Source organism: Pseudomonas sp. LD120, assembly GCF_009861525.1.
Classification (GTDB): domain Bacteria; phylum Pseudomonadota; class Gammaproteobacteria; order Pseudomonadales; family Pseudomonadaceae; genus Aquipseudomonas.
In genome coordinates this window covers 1845789-1862517 of sequence record NZ_WVHL01000005.1, presented here as the reverse complement: position 1 = coordinate 1862517, position 16729 = coordinate 1845789, and the positions used below count along the sequence as shown (strand labels likewise).

At 63.4% G+C, this 16729-nt stretch carries 13 protein-coding genes; 7 read left to right on the top strand and 6 right to left on the bottom strand.

Annotation, left to right across the window (positions count from 1 at the left end; translation table 11 throughout):
• Positions 1-10 precede the first annotated feature (10 nt).
• The 4 genes from PLD_RS22850 (at position 11) to aqpZ (ending at position 4607) form a co-directional block, all read left to right on the top strand.
• Positions 11-814, top strand: a complete 804-nt coding sequence (locus PLD_RS22850; protein WP_159896787.1) for an alpha/beta fold hydrolase — start codon at positions 11-13, stop codon at positions 812-814.
• A 3-nt stretch (positions 815-817) separates the two neighbouring features.
• The gene (locus tag PLD_RS22845; protein ID WP_159896785.1) at positions 818-1381 is read left to right on the top strand and encodes a peptidylprolyl isomerase; all 564 of its coding nucleotides are present in this window, start codon (positions 818-820) and stop codon (positions 1379-1381) included.
• Between the two features lie 91 nt (positions 1382-1472).
• On the top strand, positions 1473-3305 hold the full coding sequence (locus tag PLD_RS22840) for an ABC transporter ATP-binding protein (RefSeq protein ID WP_159896783.1): 1833 nt from the start codon (positions 1473-1475) through the stop codon (positions 3303-3305).
• A 603-nt stretch (positions 3306-3908) separates the two neighbouring features.
• On the top strand, positions 3909-4607 hold the full coding sequence (aqpZ, locus tag PLD_RS22835) for an aquaporin Z (protein WP_159896781.1): 699 nt from the start codon (positions 3909-3911) through the stop codon (positions 4605-4607).
• A 16-nt stretch (positions 4608-4623) separates the two neighbouring features.
• Here aqpZ and PLD_RS22830 read toward each other — a convergent pair whose 3' ends face one another.
• Together PLD_RS22830 and PLD_RS22825 are read right to left on the bottom strand one after the other, a co-directional pair.
• Positions 4624-5748, bottom strand: coding sequence for a GNAT family N-acetyltransferase (locus PLD_RS22830; protein WP_159896779.1), 1125 nt, complete (start codon positions 5746-5748; stop codon positions 4624-4626).
• 84 nt (positions 5749-5832) lie between these two features.
• Positions 5833-6738, bottom strand: a complete 906-nt coding sequence (locus PLD_RS22825; RefSeq protein ID WP_159896777.1) for a LysR family transcriptional regulator — start codon at positions 6736-6738, stop codon at positions 5833-5835.
• 83 nt (positions 6739-6821) lie between these two features.
• Here PLD_RS22825 and PLD_RS22820 point away from each other — a divergent pair, with 83 nt between their 5' ends.
• The 3 genes from PLD_RS22820 to PLD_RS22810 all read left to right on the top strand — a co-directional run bounded on the left by PLD_RS22820 (position 6822) and on the right by PLD_RS22810 (position 10254).
• Positions 6822-8189, top strand: a complete 1368-nt coding sequence (locus PLD_RS22820) for an MFS transporter (protein WP_159896775.1) — start codon at positions 6822-6824, stop codon at positions 8187-8189.
• Positions 8170-8571, top strand: coding sequence for a hypothetical protein (locus tag PLD_RS22815; protein WP_159896773.1), 402 nt, complete (start codon positions 8170-8172; stop codon positions 8569-8571). Before PLD_RS22820 ends, PLD_RS22815 begins: the two co-directional genes overlap by 20 nt.
• A gap of 360 nt (positions 8572-8931) precedes the next feature.
• On the top strand, positions 8932-10254 hold the full coding sequence (locus PLD_RS22810) for a putative porin (protein ID WP_159896771.1): 1323 nt from the start codon (positions 8932-8934) through the stop codon (positions 10252-10254).
• A gap of 130 nt (positions 10255-10384) precedes the next feature.
• Here PLD_RS22810 and PLD_RS22805 read toward each other — a convergent pair whose 3' ends face one another.
• The 4 genes from PLD_RS22805 to hrpA form a co-directional block, all read right to left on the bottom strand.
• Entirely contained in the window at positions 10385-10621 is a 237-nt protein-coding gene (locus PLD_RS22805) for an anti-sigma factor (RefSeq protein ID WP_159896769.1), read from the bottom strand.
• The gene (locus PLD_RS22800) at positions 10615-11229 is read right to left on the bottom strand and encodes an RNA polymerase sigma factor (RefSeq protein WP_159896767.1); all 615 of its coding nucleotides are present in this window, start codon (positions 11227-11229) and stop codon (positions 10615-10617) included. The genes PLD_RS22805 and PLD_RS22800 overlap by 7 nt, the downstream gene beginning before the upstream one ends.
• Before the next feature lie 80 nt (positions 11230-11309).
• The gene (locus PLD_RS22795; protein ID WP_159896765.1) at positions 11310-12431 is read right to left on the bottom strand and encodes a beta-ketoacyl-ACP synthase III; all 1122 of its coding nucleotides are present in this window, start codon (positions 12429-12431) and stop codon (positions 11310-11312) included.
• Between the two features lie 297 nt (positions 12432-12728).
• Positions 12729-16640 (bottom strand): ATP-dependent RNA helicase HrpA, encoded by a 3912-nt coding sequence (hrpA, locus tag PLD_RS22790; RefSeq protein ID WP_159896763.1) that lies wholly within the window; start codon positions 16638-16640, stop codon positions 12729-12731.
• Between the last annotated feature and the right edge of the window lie 89 nt (positions 16641-16729).

Below are 16729 nucleotides of genomic sequence, written 5' to 3'. Positions count from 1 at the left end.
GAGTTCTGCCATGGCCTATTTCGAGCATGAAGGTTGTACCCTGCACTACGAGGAATACGGCCGGGGCGAGCCCCTGCTACTGGTTCACGGCCTGGGCTCCAGCGCTCAGGACTGGGAAAAGCAGATCCCCGAGCTGTCGCCCCGCTACCGGCTGATCATCCCGGACATCCGCGGCCACGGGCGCTCCGACAAACCTCGGGAGCGCTACAGCATCCCGGGCTTCAGCGCCGACATCGTGGCGTTGATCGAGCATCTGAACCTGGGGCCCACGCACTATGTCGGGCTGTCCATGGGCGGCATGATCGGCTTCCAGCTGGGCGTGGATCAGCCGCAGTTGCTCAAGAGCCTGTGCATCGTCAACAGCGCTCCCGAGGTCAAGGTGCGCAGTGCCAATGACTACTGGCAGTGGTTCAAGCGCTGGAGCCTGGCCCGGGTATTGAGCCCGGCCACCATCGGCCAGGCCCTGGGGCCGCGCCTGTTTCCCAAGCCGGAGCAGGGTGAACTGCGGCAAAAGATGGCCGAGCGCTGGGCAAAAAACGACAAACGTGCTTATCTCGCCAGCTTCGACGCCATTGTCGGCTGGGGGGTGCAGGAACGTCTGGGCCGTATCACCTGTCCAACCCTGATCGTCAGCGCCGACCGCGACTACACCCCGGTGGCGGTCAAAGAGGCTTATGTCAAACTGCTGCCGGATGCGCGGCTGGTGGTGATCGAGGATTCCCGTCACGCCACCCCGCTGGACCAGCCGCAGCGCTTCAACCAAACCCTGTTGGACTTCATAACCACAGTCGACACCACCACCCAGGATCACTGAACCATGCTGAAAAAAATTGCCCTCGTCGCCGGCTCCGTACTGTTCGCGGCCAACCTGATGGCCGCGCAACCGGCCAAGGCGCCCCACGTTCTGCTGGACACCAGTTTCGGCAAGATCGAAGTCGAACTGGACCCGGTCAAGGCACCGATCTCCAGCAAGAACTTCCTCGACTACGTCGACAGCGGCTTCTACACCAACACCATCTTCCACCGGGTGATCCCGGGGTTCATGGTCCAGGGCGGTGGCTTCACTCCGCAGATGGTACAAAAAAGCACCCGCGACCCGATCAAGAACGAAGCCAGCAACGGCCTGCATAACGTACGCGGCACCCTGTCCATGGCCCGCACGTCGAACCCCAACTCGGCCACCAGCCAGTTCTTCATCAACGTTGCCGACAACGCCTTCCTCGACCCGGGCCGCGACGCCGGCTACGCGGTGTTCGCCAAGGTGGTGAGCGGCATGGACGTGGTGGACCAGATCGTCAATTCCCAGACCACCACCAAGCAAGGCATGCAAAACGTGCCTGTGGACCCGGTGCTGATCAAGTCGGCCAAGCGCATCGACTGAATCCGCCAGCCTGTCCCGACGGCGGCGCCCCACCCGGCGCCCCGTCCGCTTTCTGAACAGGAGAGCCCGTGCCCCGGGCTTCAAGACCCCCATGCTCTTTCGTCGTTTTGAACAACTGATCGATATCTTTCGCGACGCCCCCAGCGCCACCCCGCCCAACCGGGTCCTGCCGTTCTACTTCCACTACATCAAGCAAGTCTGGCCCAGCTTTGTCGCCCTGCTGGTGGTGGGCCTGTTCGTGGCCCTGATCGAGGTCTCGCTGTTCAGCTACCTGAGCACCATCATCGACCTGGCCCAGGGCACGCCCAGCGTCCAGGTATTCACCGACCACGGCCTGGAGCTGGCCTGGATGGCGGTGGTGGCCTTGCTGTTCCGGCCGCTGATGGTGGGCCTGCACGACCTCTTGATGCACCAGACCATCAACCCCGGCATGACCAGCCTGATCCGCTGGCAGAACCACAGCTACGTGCTGCGCCAGAGCCTGAACTTCTTCCAGAACGACTTCGCCGGGCGCATCGCCCAGCGCATCATGCAGACCGGCTATTCGCTGCAGGACTCCTCAGTGCAGGTGATCGACGCCCTGTGGCACGTGACCATCTACGCCATAGGTTCCCTGGTGCTGTTCGCCGACGCCGACTGGCGCCTGATGATTCCGCTATTGCTGTGGATCGCCGGCTTCATTGGGGCCATGCACTATTTCGTGCCACGCATCCAGAAGCGCTCGGTGGACGCCTCCGACGCCCGCTCCAAACTCATGGGGCGGATCGTCGACGGCTACACCAACATCACCACCCTCAAGCTCTTCGCCCACACCCATTTCGAACAGAGCTACGCCCGCGAAGCCATTGCCGAGCAGACCGAGAAAAGCCAGCTGGCCGGGCGCGTGGTCACCGCCATGGACGTGACCATCACCAGCCTCAACGGCCTGCTGATCGTCAGCACCACGGGGCTGGCCCTGTGGCTGTGGAGCCAGTCGCTGATCAGCGCCGGGGCCATCGCCCTGGCCACCGGCCTGGTGATCCGCATCGTCAACATGTCCGGCTGGATCATGTGGGTGATCAACGGCATCTTCGAGAACATCGGCATGGTCGAGGACGGCCTCAAGACCATCGCCCAGCCGCTGCAACTCACCGACCGCGAACAGGCGCCGAAGTTGGCGGTGGCCAAGGGCGGCGTGCGCTTCGAGCATGTGGAGTTCCATTACGGCAAGGCCAACAAGGTCATCAGCGACCTCAACCTGGACATCCGTCCCGGGGAGAAGATCGGCCTGATCGGCCCGTCCGGGGCCGGCAAGTCAACCCTGGTCAACTTGTTGCTGCGCCTGTACGACCTGCAGGACGGGCAGATCCTCATCGACGGCCAGAACATCGCCGAGGTGACCCAGGAAAGCCTGCGCGAGCGCATCGGCATGATCACCCAGGACACCTCGCTGCTGCACCGCTCGATCCGTGACAACCTGCTTTACGGCCGCCCCGATGCCACCGACGAGGAGCTCTGGGAAGCGGTGCGCAAGGCCCGGGCCGACGAGTTCATCCCGCAGCTTTCCGACGCTCAGGGCCGCACCGGCTTCGATGCCCACGTTGGCGAACGCGGGGTCAAACTGTCCGGCGGCCAGCGCCAGCGCATCGCCATTGCCCGGGTCCTGCTCAAGGACGCACCGATCCTGATCATGGACGAAGCCACCTCGGCCCTGGACTCGGAGGTCGAAGCAGCGATCCAGGAAAGCCTGGAAACCCTGATGCAGGGCAAGACCGTGATCGCCATCGCCCACCGCCTCTCCACCATCGCCCGCATGGACCGCCTGGTGGTCCTGGAACAGGGGTGCATCGCCGAAACCGGCACCCACGCCGAACTGCTGGCCCACGGTGGTCTGTACGCACGCTTGTGGCAGCACCAGACCGGAGGGTTTGTGGGCATCGACTGACATGCCGCTGCCGCAGGCTGCGATCAAGTCCGCAGGACGCGCAAGGCGCCCAGCGTGATTTACCTGGCGCACCGCAGACCCCGGTTCTGCGGCCCCTGCGGTGCCGATTGTAGCCTTCAGCAGCGGCAAAAAGCCCGGCGCGCGCCCTGTAGCGGACGGGCTCGCGAGGCTACGCCAAGGTCTATGGGACCTTTAGCAACCCCCATGGCCCACCTCCTTCGCAGCCCCTCGCAGCCTGCGGCAGCGGCACAAATCCCGGATCGACCTTGGCCTGAAGCCGCTGCTGAGCTTGCGAAGCTGCGCAAGGGCCCGCGGGACCTTGCTTGGCGATCAACCGTCGCCCCCTGAAACCCTCAGGATTTTTGTGCCCCTTGGGGCCGGTCGCAGCCTGCGGCAGCGGCGAAGGTGTGATGCGCCACAGAAAGTGGCTGCACTGAGCGTCAGAGCCACGGTTTCAGGGGGCTGGCGTTTTTCATGGACGAGTGGAATTGCGCCGAAAGCCTGCTGTACTGACCCTAGGTTCCGGAGCGGAACCTGTAGTTAACCTGCGGGATGCATAACAGCTGTATCGCGTTGATAGGTTGACCTATCAAGGACTTGCTCATGTCTTTGTTCAAACGCTCGGTCACTGAGTTGCTCGGTACGTTCTGGCTGGTCTTGGGCGGTTGCGGCAGTGCCGTACTCGCGGCGGCCTTCCCCAATGTTGGTATCGGCCTGCTAGGCGTTGCTCTGGCGTTCGGCCTAACGGTGCTGACCATGGCCTTTGCCATCGGCCATATCTCCGGTTGCCACTTGAACCCCGCCGTGTCCGTGGGGCTGGTGGTGGGTGGGCGCTTTCCGGCCAGGGAACTGCCGGCCTACATCGTCGCTCAGGTCATCGGCGGGGTGATCGCGGCAGCGCTGCTGTACTTCATCGCCAGCGGTAAGCCGGGCTTCGAGCTGGCCTCGGGGCTGGCCGCCAACGGCTACGGCGAACACTCCCCCGGCGGCTACTCCATGGCGGCAGGCTTGGTCTGCGAACTGGTGATGACCGGGATGTTCGTGGTGATCATCCTCGGCGCCACCGACAAACGCGCCCCGGCGGGGCTGGCGCCGATCGCCATCGGTCTGGCCCTGACCCTGATCCACCTGATCTCGATCCCGGTGACCAACACCTCGGTTAACCCGGCTCGCAGCACGGGGCCGGCACTGATCGTCGGCGGCTGGGCACTGCAACAGCTCTGGATGTTCTGGCTGGCGCCGATCCTCGGCGCGGTGATCGGCGGCGTGGTCTATCGCTGGCTGGGCAAGGAAGACGACTGACGCAAGGTGGCGAGGGTCACGCCTGCCGATAAGGCAAAGCGCCCCTCGCCTCCTCGGCATAGGCGCGTATTCCGCTGCGCTCCTGTTGCAGGAAATCCTTTACCGCGGCATTCAGCCCTGGGTGGCGCAGGTAGTGCCAGGAACGGGTGATCACCGGCTCGAAGCCGCGAATCAGCTTGTGTTCGCCCTGGGCCCCAGCGTCAAAGCGCTGCAGCCCGTAGGCAATGGCGTATTCCATGCCCTGATAGAAACAGGTCTCAAAATGCAGGCGGTCGAACTCCGCCAGGCAGCCCCAGTAGCGCCCGTAAAAACTGTCGCCACCCACCAGACTAAAAGCCATGGCCACCGAGCGTGTGCCCTGCTTGGCCAGGACCACGCGAATCGCCTCAGGCATGCGCTCGGCCAGTAGGCTGAAAAACGCCCGGGTCAGGTACGGCGACTGCCGCCGTACCGCATAGGTGTTGGTGTAGCAGGCATAGACGAAATCCCATTGCGCCTCGTCCAGCTCATGGCCTTCGAACCACTGGAAATCAAAGCCCTGCCCCGCGACCTGCTCGCGTTCCTTGCGCATCTGCTTGCGCTTGCGCGAACTCAGAGCATCGAGAAAGTCCTGAAAGTCCCGATAACCGCGATTCTGCCAATGGAACTGACAGCCCAGGCGCTGCAACCAGCCCGGTTGCTGTTCCAGGGCCTGATCGCTGAAGGCGTCGGTGAAGTTGATATGGGCACTGGAAAGCCCTTCGAGCTCCAGGTGGCCGGGCAGGCTTTTCAACAGCTCGAAGGCATCCGCCTGGGTCGCCGCCAGCACCCGCGCGCCACTGACTGGGCTGAACGGCACCGCGGTCAGCAGCTTGGGGTAATAGTCGATCCCGGCCCGCGCGCAGGCATCGGCCCAGCCGTGATCGAACACGTATTCACCGTAGGAATGCCATTTGCGATAGCTGGGCAGCGCCGCCAGCAGGCGGCCGTCCTCCACATGCAGCAGGTGCTCGGCCTGCCAGCCCGAGCGCGGGCCGAGGCTGGCGCTGTCTTCCAGGGCACTGAGAAAGGCGTGACGGACAAAGGGTTGCCCGTCCTTGAGCAGGCCATCCCATTGCACAGGATCGACGGCAGACAGACTGTTCAAGGATTGCAGCGGCATGGGGGTCCCCGGAATTCAGATCGAACGACCCGGCGAGTATCCTCCATCCCCGGACTCACCGAAACCGCCAGCATCCTGCCCCCCTCAATGCCCCAGGTGTTCGGCGAGAAAATCGATGAACACCCGGGATTTGCGCGGCAGGTGGGCGCTGTTGGGAAACAGCACATGCACCGGCTGCGTGGCCAGGCCGTACTTCGGCAGCACCCGCACCAGGCGGCCGCTGCCCAGGTCGTCGAGGATCATCCACTCCGGCAGCACCGCCAGCCCCAGGCCGGCCAGGGCCAGGGCGCGAATCGCCGTCGCCGAGTTGGATTCGTGCCCGGGGTTGACCCGCACCTCCACCTCGCCCCGACGCGGATGATTGAAGGTCCAACTGGGCGGTCCCGCCAGATTGCTGTTGCCGATCCACGGCAATGCGCTCAGGTCCTCGATCTGCTGCAACTCCCGGCCCTCGAGCAGCGCTGGACTGGCCACCAGGGCAATGGCGTAATCCGCCAGCTTGCGCCCCTTGAACCCCGAGTCCGGCAGGTGGCCGAGGCGAATCACCAGATCGAGCTTTTCCGCCACCAGGTCATTGAGCGACGAGTTGAAGTGATAACTCAGGCGCACCTCGGGGTAGCGCGCGGTGAACAACGGCAGGATCGGCAGCACGAAGGTCTCTGCGTACTCCGCCGTGGAGCTGATGCGCAACTTGCCGCTGACCCGGTTGCGTCCGTGCAGCACGTTGTCAAAGGCAGTATCGATATTGGCGACAATCCCCTTGAATTCGTCATACAGGTCCTGGCCGCTTTCCGTCAGGGCGATATGCCGCGTGGTGCGGATCAGCAAGGTGCTGGCCAGGGCCTGCTCCAGCGCCTTGATATGCAGGCTGGCCATGGCCTTGCTAATGCCCAGGTACTGCGCAGCGCGGGTGTAGGAGCCAAAGTCCACCACCGCGAGAAAGGTCTGCACCCGGTGCAGTTGGCCGTGAAAGGTCTCGCTCACTGTCAAATCCTGTTAAACAATGCGTCAAGTATAGGCACCTCGACAGTCTCCGCCCAGCCTCCCTAAGCTGCGGGCAAAACGGAGGCGGCATGACCTACAGATACAAGGTGGCGGTGGTATTTCTTCTCGGGTTCTTTATCGACTGCGTGAATATCTTCATGTCGGCGGTGGCCCTGCCGAGCATCGCCGCGCACTGGCAGGTCTCCAGCGCCAGCGTGGCCTGGGTCGCCAACGCCTACATTCTCGGCCTGACCCTGGTGATTCCCATCAGCACCTGGCTGGCAGGACGCTTCGGCAGCCGGGAGATCCTCAGCGCCTCGATGCTGCTGTTCAGTGGCGCGGCCCTGCTCTGCGGGCTGGCCGACGACTTCCTCTGGCTGGTGTTCTGGCGACTGCTGCAGGGCATGGCCGGCGGCCTGCTGATCCCCCTGGGCCAGGCGCTGACCTTCAACCTGTTCCAGGGCCCGCAACGGGCACGAATCTCGACCCTGATCATGGCCGTCGCGCTGTTGGCCCCAGCACTGTCGCCCACACTGGGCGGAGCGATTGTCGACCACAGTTCCTGGCGTTGGGTGTTCTTCGCCAGCGTGCCGCTGTCGTTGTTGGCGGCGTTGTTGTCGTGGTGCTGGATCGGCCGTGAGCGCGGGGCGCAGCCGCCCCCGCCGGATCTGCGCGGCCTGCTGCTGGTGAGCGTCAGCCTGGGCGGTCTGCTGCTAGGCATGTCGTTGTATGGCAGCGGCTATCCGGCCTACCCGGCACTGCTCTGCCTGACCATGGGCCTGCTGTTCGCCGTACTGTACCGGCGACATGGCCAGCGATGCGCACAGCCCATCCTCGACCTGCGACTGCTGAGACATCCGCGCCTGAGCCTGTCCGTGGCGATTTACTACGCGATTCCCGGGATCTTCACCGGGGTCAACCTGCTGAGCCTGTTCTTCCTTCAAGACAACCTGCACCTGAGTGCGCAACACAGCGGCCTGTTCATGCTGCTGTATGCCGCCGGCGCCCTGCTGGCGATGCTGACCTGCGGGCGTTTCTACAACCGTGTCGGCGCCCGACGCCTATTCGCCATTGCCCTGATGCTGCACAGCACCGGCATCGCGACCCTGTGCGCCGTCGAGTCGACATCCGACCTGTCGTGGATGCTGCTGGCTTATCTACTGATGGGCCTGGGCGGCGGCGCTGGCGCCAACACCGCCCAGACCACTGCGCTGCTGGACTTCAGCGGCAGCGACACGCACAAGGCCAGCGTGATCTGGAACATCAACCGGCAGGTGGCCTTCAGCGTTGGCGCGGCCTCGCTGCTGATGCTTTACAACCTGCTGCTCAGCGACCTGGACGCCCTCGCGGCCTATCACCTGAGCCTGCTCCTGGCAGCGCTCGCCGGCCTACTGCCGCTGCTGGCCCTGAACACCCTCCCCACACAAAAGGTCTCCCATGCCCAACTCGATCATTAAACAGGCGCAGTACAGCGTGCACTGGATTCATCAACTGATTCACCGCGTGTTCACCGATCAACAAGGGGATGGCGCGGCCTGCATCGAGCAATTGCTGCCAGTGTTCGCCGAGGACTTCCAGATGGTGACCACCAGCGGCGCGCTGGTGGGCCGGGAACAGGTGGAGCTGCTGTTTCGCGGCGCGCTGGGCACCCGCGCCGGGCTGGAAATCAGCATCAGCGACCTGCACTGCCTGTGGCAGGAGGGCCAGAGCGCGGCGATCCGCTACAAGGAAACCCATCACCTGAATCAGAGCCAGACCTCGCGCCTGTCACTGGCGCTCATCCGGGTCCGGGACGACTCGGTGCAGTGGCTGTACCTGCAGGAGACCACCTGCCCCTGACGCCTGACCGCCCTGAGCCCTGAGACCTGAGCGCTGAAGCTCTGAGACCCAGTTCAAACCAAGCACCCCGCCCCCCCCACCGCTCCGATCTTCTGCCACGACACCGCGTTTCTGAACACCAGGTGATCGCCGCCGCACACCACCGACAACACCCCAGACAGAGGCTCGGACAAGGGCTCAGGCCCGGTCTCGCACCGTCATCTGCACGCCATTACTTCGCCATCGTTCTGTCATAAACCATCGTGATACTGGCGCCTGTTTTTAGAACGCCGGGTTCTACCCGATCACTGTTTTCCGACCCTCGCGGGTCGGTTGTGCCCAGGATGTTTAAGCCATCCGCTCTTATTTCCGGAGATTGCTATGCGCCTTGCTTCCACGAAAACTGCGGCAGCCCTGTGTGGCGGCCTGTTACTGGCCATGAGTGTTCCCGCCAGTGCCGCGGTCGACGCCAAACTGCTGGACATGCTCAAGGCCAACGGCTCGATTTCCCAGACGCAGTACGTTGAGCTGCAAGCCGAACTGGCCAAGGATCAAAAGGCTCAGCAAATAGCCCAGCAAGCGCAGCAAGAGACCAACGAACAAGTCGCAGCGGCCACCAAGAAGGCCAACGAAATGAGCGCCTTCAACCAGAAACTGGCCTGGGCCGCCAAGACGCAGTTCAAAGGTGACGTCCGCGTGCGCCAGGAAACCATCAAGATCGATGGCGAACCCAACAACGGTGGTCGGGACAAGAATCGTCAGCGCATCCGCGCCCGCCTGGGCGCCTATAGCGAAATCAACCCACAGGTAGACACCGGTATTCGTATCGCCACCGGCGGCGGCGACGATGCCCGCTCCACCAACCAGGACCAGAACGACTACTTCGACAAGAAGCAGATCTGGTTGGACTTGGGCTACATCGACTATCACCCGGACGCGGTGAAGAACCTGCACGTGATCGGCGGCAAGATGCTGCAACCCTGGGTCAGCATGGGCGACGTGATCTGGGACGGTGACATCAACCCTGAAGGTCTGGCGGTCACCTACAAATACCCGCTGGGCAGCAGCGCCGAACTGTTCGGTAGCCTGGGTAACTACTCCCTCAAGGACAACGTCGACGGCGAAGGCGTGCAGTTCCGCCATGACCTGCGCCTGACTTCCGGCCAGTTGGGTAGCCGCTTCGCCCTCAGCGACAACCTGAAACTGACCGTCGGCGGCAGCGTGTATGCCTACCAGAACGACAAGGACAGCCGTTGCACCGGTTCGTCCACGCCCTGTGCCCTGGCAGTCAACGGCAACTCGGCCGACAACCAGTTCCGCCTGTACGAAGGTTTCAGCCAGATCGACATCGGCGGCCTGCCGATGCCGCTGTCGTTCTACGGTCAGTACGTGAAGAACAACGATGCGGTGAACGATCAGGACACCGCCTGGCTGCTGGGGGCCAAGTCGAAAGTCTTCGGTTTCAACCTCGACTACAACTATCGTGACGTGCAGCGCAATGCCGTGGTCGGTGCCTTCACCGACTCCGACTTCGCCAACGGCACCACCGGCGCGCGCGGTCACAAGTTCAAGGTCGGCTACGACATCGACAAGAACTTCGCCCTCGGCGCGACCTACTTCCTGACCAAGGCTGATTTCTCCAGCCGCACTCAGCGCGACGCCAACACCAATACCTTGCAGTTGGACGCAGAAGCGAAGTTCTAAGCGACCAGGCAATCCACCTCAAACGATGCGCGTGAAAGCTGCGGGCATCGTTTGCAGGGCTCAACAGTCTGGCGTGGGGCGACGATCCCCATCATCCGTTCGTTGCACTCACGCTGGCCTGTTTCCCCCCTCAAGGACGGTCCTTGCGCAGTTGCGTCGCCAGGCGCTCGGCCAAGGCGTCCACTCCCTCGACAGGTTTTTCCGGCATCAGCCGCACGGTGGCCTGCAACAGACGCATCTGACGAATGAAACGCCGGCAATTGGGGCAGAACAGCAAGTGATGACGCATCATCAAACGCTCGCGAACGCTCAATTGACCATCGAGATAATCGCTGGATCGTGCCACCTGTTCCTTACAAGTCAGCATTGGCCGGTTTCCTCAAAATGCTCCACGGTAGCGAAGACCTTCAAACGTGCCCGGTGCAATAGCACCCGAACATTGGAGAGCGTAAGGCTCAAAAGATTACAGATCTCTTCCAGCTCCAGGCCCTGGCGTTCGCGCAGCAGCAAAACGCTGCTTTGCAACTCCGAAAGGCTGAGCAGGGTGTGTTCCAGGCAGTCGCGCAGTTCCGCTTCGGTCAACAGGGCTTCGGGGGTGTCTTCGTGCCAGGCGAATGGCGCCACCAGCCAATGGCCGTCGCTGGAAGAAAATCGCTCATCGCCCACGGTGCCGTGGGGGGCCGGCAGATCATCGAGCAACACCTCCCGACGATTCTGCTTATAACGGCCCTTGGCCGCGTTGGCCGTGATGGTCAACAGCCAGGTCTTGAGGCTGGAACGCCCCTGAAACCCTGACAGGTTGCGTACCACCGAGAGCCAGGCGTCCTGCACTACTTCGTCGGCGTGCCGGTTGCCGACAATCGCATACGCCACCGCGCGCATGGCACTCTGGTAGGTACTGACCAGTTCCTTGAAAGCTTTTTGTTCGCCCGCCAACAGGCGCTCTAGCAGTTGCGTGTCATCAGCAGCAGCCATTCGTGCCTCGTTCAATCATGCAGGTGTGAGGGGGTGTGACGCCTGAATGCAGCCCTGCGCCACACCCCGATCAGCCTAGATCAACGTTTGCGTAGCAGGACGCTACCGATGGAATAACCCGCACCAAAGGAACTGAGCACTGCCAGATCGCCGCCGGCCAGATCGTCCTGGTACTTGTGGAAGGCAATCACCGAGCCTGCCGAACTGGTGTTGGCGTAAGTGTCGAGAATCACCGGCGCCTCTTCTACCGTGGCTTCGCGGCCCAGCAGTTTCTTGACGATCAGGTGGTTCATGCTGAGGTTGGCCTGGTGCAGCCAGAAGCGCTTCACGTCGCCGACATTGAGCTGGTTTTCTTCCAGGTGCGCCGCGATCAGCTCGGCCACCATCGGGCACACATCACGGAATACCTTGCGGCCTTCCTGGACGAACAGCTTGTCCCGCGCACCGATGCCCTCTTGCGCCGCGCGGTTGAGGAAGCCGAAGTTGTTGCGGATGTTGTTGGAGAACTGGGTCAGCAGCTTGGTGCTGACGATCTCGAACTGGTGCTTGGAGGTGGCCAGGTCGGCCCGTTCGATGATCACTGCGGTGGCGGCGTCGCCGAAGATGAAGTGGCTGTCGCGGTCACGGAAGTTCAGGTGCCCGGTGCAGACTTCCGGGTTGACCATCAGGATCGCCCGGGCCTGGCCCAGTTGCACGCTGTTGCAAGCAGCCTGGATGCCGAAGGTTGCCGAAGAGCAGGCCACGTTCATGTCGAAACCAAAGCCCTGGATGCCCAGGGCGGCCTGGACTTCGATGGCGATGGCCGGGTAGGCGCGCTGCAGGTTGGAGCAGGCGACGATCACCCCGTCGATGTCGGCGGCGGTCTTGCCGGCCCGTTGCAGGGCCTGTTCAGCCGCGGCCACGGCCATCTGGCAGAGCACCGACCACTCGTCGTTGGAGCGCTCCGCGAGGTTCGGAACCATGCGCTGCGGATCAAGAATGCCGTCTTTGTCCATGACGAAGCGGCTCTTGATCCCGGAGGCTTTTTCGATGAAGGCGGCGTTGGATTCGGTCAGGGCCTGCACTTCGCCCCGTTCGATGGCAGCGGCGTTGTCGCTGTTGAACTGCTGGACGTAGGTGTTGAAAGACTCCACCAGCTCTTCGTTGGAAATACTGTTGGCCGGGGTAAACAGGCCGGTGCCGCTGATGACGACGTTATGCACGGTCGTTCCTCTAGTGTGATGAGGCAGAAGGTATTGGCACTGTCGTACCAAACCGTAAAGGAACGCCCCCCGCTGAGGGAGCCATTCCTGGCATCGCTTTATTCCGATTCGCCCGGGCAGCCTGTCGTACAGGCACCCGAGGCCGGCATTTATGACGGCGGAGTTTGCCATAACCACAGGTATTTCGCCGCAATTGCCGCGCCCAGTAGGTGCCGGCTTGCCGACGAACCGGGTTGAGCCTTGCATCGCCCTTGATCGCACCTTCGCTGGCAAACCAGCGCCTAAGGAGGTGTTGGGTCAGGCCTCCACCTGACTCCACTGCTTGTTCAGACGCTTGTCGGATATCGGCACCTTGGTCCCCAGTTGCTGGGCAAACAGGGACACCCGGTACTCCTCCAGCCACCAGCGATACAGCTCCAGTTGCCGGTCGCGCTTGCCTTCCTGGGCATGCTTTTGCGCACGACTCTGGTACTGATTCCACAGCCCGGCCAGCTCGGAGCTACAGACCCGGTCCTTCTGCACCTGGCTGCCGAGTTTCTCGAAACGCAGCTCCACCGCCTTGAGGTAGCGCGGCAGTTCCTTGAGCCACAGGGCCGGGGTTTCCCGGACAAAGCCCGGGTACACCAGATTCGCCAACTGCGACTTGATGTCATTGAGAGCCACCGCCTGGGCCAGGTCGATCTTGCCCTTGAAGCGTTTTTGCAGGCCGTGCCAGAGCTTGAGGATCTCCAGGGTCAGGCGCGCCAGACGCTCGGCATGTTCGGTCCAGGCGCCGCGCTTGCGCTCGGCCAGGGAGGCCAGCCCCGCGCCATCCCGGGGCAAGCTGGCTTCGCCTTCCAGGATGCAGCTGTCGAGGCTGGCCAGCAGAATGTCTTCCACCAGCGCATCGACCCGGCCCAATTCACGGTACAGCAGGCCCAGCTCGGTCAGCCCCGGCAACTTGCCCCGCAGGAACTTGGCCGGTTCGGCCAGTTGCTGCAACAGCAGGCGCTGCAGGGCCCGGCGGTGCTGGAACTCGGCTTCGGCGGCGGTGGAGAAACGCCCTTCCTTGACCGTCCCGGCCTCCTCTACCAACGCCGGATACACCGTCATCGACAGCCCGGCGATCTTCTGCTGGGTCTTTTGCGCGACGGCGGCAAACACCTTGGCTTCCACCGGCTGCTGGCTCTTGGCGGTTTGCGGCACTGCCAAGGCAGCCTGGCTGGCTTCGGCGAACCGCGCGGTCAGTTCGGCCAGGTCACGGCCTTCGCCGAGGAACTTGCCCTGGGCGTCGACGATTTCCAGGTTCATCCGCAGGTGGCTTTCCACCTGTTGTTCGGCTTCGCTCCAGGCCTCATCGCTGACCCGCGCGCCAGTCATGCGCAGCAGCTCGCGGCCCAGGGCCTGGGGCAACGAACCTTCGGCAAATTCCAGGCGCTGCAAGGCCGCCTTGACGAAGTCCGGCACCGGGACGAAGTTCTTGCGCAGGGCCTTGGGCAGGTTGCGCACCAGGGCAATGCACTTGGCCTCGATCAGCCCCGGCACCAGCCATTCCAGTCGCTCGGCGGGCAGCGCCGGCAGCAGCGGCGCCGGCACCCGCAGGGTCACGCCGTCGCGGGGATGGTTGGGTTCGAAGTGATAACTCAGGGCCAGTTCCAGGTCGCCGATGTGCAGGGTGTCCGGGTACTGCTTGGCGGTGACTTCGCTGGCCTCGCGGGCCAGCACATCTTCCTCGCGCATGATCAGCAACTGCGGGTTCTTCTGGCTGTGCACCCGGTACCAACTGTCGAAGGTCGCGGTCTGATGGATCTCCGCCGGCAGGCGCTCATCGTAGAAGGCGAACAGGGTTTCCTCGTCTGCCAGGATGTCGCGGCGCCGGGCCTTGGCCTCCAGGGCGTCGAGCTGCTCCAGCAGTTGGGTATTGGCTGTCAGACACTTGGTCTTGGACTGGATCTCGCCGCGCACCAGGGCCTCGCGGATAAACAGCTCGCGGGACACCACCGGGTCCACCGGGCCGTAATGCACCGGCCGGCGGCCGACCACGATCAGCCCGAACAGGGTGATCTGCTCGTAGGCCACCACCTGGCCGCGCTTCTTCTCCCAATGGGGCTCGAAGTGGTTTTTCTTCACCAGGTGGCCGGCCAGGGGCTCGATCCAGTCCGGCTCGATCTTGGCCACCATGCGCGCATAGAGCTTGGTGGTTTCCACCAACTCGGCGGTCATCAGCCATTGCGGGCGTTTCTTGCCCAAGCCCGAGGACGGGTGAATCCAGAAGCGCCGCTGACGGGCACCGAGGTAGTCGCCGTCCTCGGTCTTCTGGCCGATCTGGCTCAAGAGGCCAACCAAGACCGCCTTGTGCAGTTTCGGGTAATCCGCCGGTTCCTTGTTCAGGCTCAGTTGCAGGTCGCGACAGATCAGGCTCAGTTGCCGGTGCGAATCGCGCCATTCCCGCAGGCGCAGGTAATTCAGGAAGTTCTTGCGGCACCAATTGCGCAGTGGGCTGGCGGTCAGGGCCTGGCGCTGTTCTTCGAAGCCGCGCCACAGATTGACCAGCCCGGCGAAGTCCGAGTCCACGTCTTTCCACTGCGCGTGGGCCTGATCAGCGGCCTGCTGGCGCTCCGGTGGGCGTTCGCGGGGGTCCTGGATCGACATGGCACTGGCGACGATCAGCACTTCCTGCAGGCTGCCGAGCCTGGCCGCTTCCAGCAGCATGCGGCCCATGCGCGGGTCCACCGGCAGGCGCGCCAACTGTCGGCCCAGGGGCGTCAGCTGGCTGTTGCGGTCCACCGCCGAGAGTTCTTGCAGCAGGTTGAAACCGTCGCTGATGGCCTTGCCATCCGGCGGCTCGATAAAGGGGAACGCGGTGATTTCGCCCAGGCGCAGATGGAGCATCTGCAGGATCACCGCCGCCAGGTTGGTGCGCAGGATCTCCGGGTCGGTGAACTCTGGCCGGCCGAGGAAATCCTCCTCGCTGTACAGGCGCACACAGATCCCTGGTTCGACCCGGCCGCAGCGGCCCTTGCGCTGGTTGGCGCTGGCCTGGGAAATCGCCTCGATGGGCAGGCGTTGGACCTTGGCCCGGTAGCTGTAGCGGCTGATGCGCGCGGTGCCGCTGTCGATCACGTAGCGGATGCCCGGCACGGTCAGCGAGGTTTCCGCGACGTTGGTTGCCAGCACCACGCGCCGCCCCGGGTGGGACTGGAAGATCCGCTGCTGCTCCGCCGGCGACAGGCGCGCATACAGCGGCAGGATCTCGGTGTGCTTGAGCTGGGCCTTGCGCAGCATGTCCGCGGCGTCGCGGATCTCCCGCTCGCCGGGCAGGAACACCAGCACGTCTCCGGGGCTGCGGCGTTCGCTGCGCTCGTAGGCGGCGATTTCATCCAGGGTGGCGAGGATCGCCTGATCCACCGTGAGGTCGTCCTCGACCCGGTTGCCCTCCTCGTCCTGTTCCAGGGTCAAGGGCCGATACCAGGTTTCCACCGGGAAGGTGCGCCCGGAGACTTCGACGATCGGCGCGTTATCGAAGTGCTTGGAGAAGCGCTCCAGGTCGATGGTCGCCGAGGTGATGATGACCTTCAGGTCCGGACGCCGTGGCAACAGGGTCTTGAGGTAGCCAAGGAGGAAGTCGATGTTCAGGCTGCGCTCGTGGGCCTCGTCGACGATGATCGTGTCGTAGCGTTCGAGAAAACGATCGTTCTGGGTTTCCGCCAGCAGGATACCGTCGGTCATCAGCTTGATCAGAGTGCTGGCGTCGCTCTGGTCCTCGAAACGCACCTGGTAGCCCACCAGCGACCCCAGGGGCGTGGCCAGTTCTTCGGCCACTCGGCTGGCGACGCTGCGGGCGGCGATCCGCCGGGGCTGGGTATGGCCGATCAGGCCGTGCTGGCCACGACCGATTTCCAGGCAGATCTTCGGCAACTGGGTGGTTTTGCCCGAGCCGGTCTCACCGGCAATGATCAGCACCTGATGCTTGAGCAGCGCGTCCTTGATTTCGTCGCGCTTGGCGGCGATCGGCAGGCTGTCGTCATAGCGGATCAGCGGCACGCTCGCGCGCCGCGCCGTCACCAGGTTGCACGACGCCTGCATCCGCTCCAGCCACTGGGCGAGCTTGGCCTCGTCGGGCTTCTTGCGCAGTTCAAGCAACTGCCGGCGCAACCGGTGGCGGTCGGCGAGCATGGCTTGATCGAGATTTTTCAACAGTTGGTCGATTGCAGGCGATTCAGAAGTCATCAGGTACGCAAAATGTCGTCTATTTAGGCAGGCCGCGATTGTCGCAGAAAAGTCCAGGCAATACGTAGGAGCCGGCGTGCCGGTGAAGG

Coding starts and splice junctions, on each gene's coding strand:
- PLD_RS22850 (WP_159896787.1), top strand. CDS start 11: ATGGCCTATTTCGAGCATGAAGGTTGTACCCTGCACTACGAGGAATAC.
- PLD_RS22845 (WP_159896785.1), top strand. CDS start 818: ATGCTGAAAAAAATTGCCCTCGTCGCCGGCTCCGTACTGTTCGCGGCC.
- PLD_RS22840 (WP_159896783.1), top strand. CDS start 1,473: ATGCTCTTTCGTCGTTTTGAACAACTGATCGATATCTTTCGCGACGCC.
- aqpZ (WP_159896781.1), top strand. CDS start 3,909: ATGTCTTTGTTCAAACGCTCGGTCACTGAGTTGCTCGGTACGTTCTGG.
- PLD_RS22830 (WP_159896779.1), bottom strand. CDS start 5,748: ATGCCGCTGCAATCCTTGAACAGTCTGTCTGCCGTCGATCCTGTGCAA.
- PLD_RS22820 (WP_159896775.1), top strand. CDS start 6,822: ATGACCTACAGATACAAGGTGGCGGTGGTATTTCTTCTCGGGTTCTTT.
- PLD_RS22815 (WP_159896773.1), top strand. CDS start 8,170: ATGCCCAACTCGATCATTAAACAGGCGCAGTACAGCGTGCACTGGATT.
- PLD_RS22810 (WP_159896771.1), top strand. CDS start 8,932: ATGCGCCTTGCTTCCACGAAAACTGCGGCAGCCCTGTGTGGCGGCCTG.
- PLD_RS22805 (WP_159896769.1), bottom strand. CDS start 10,621: ATGCTGACTTGTAAGGAACAGGTGGCACGATCCAGCGATTATCTCGAT.
- PLD_RS22800 (WP_159896767.1), bottom strand. CDS start 11,229: ATGGCTGCTGCTGATGACACGCAACTGCTAGAGCGCCTGTTGGCGGGC.
- hrpA (WP_159896763.1), bottom strand. CDS start 16,640: ATGACTTCTGAATCGCCTGCAATCGACCAACTGTTGAAAAATCTCGAT.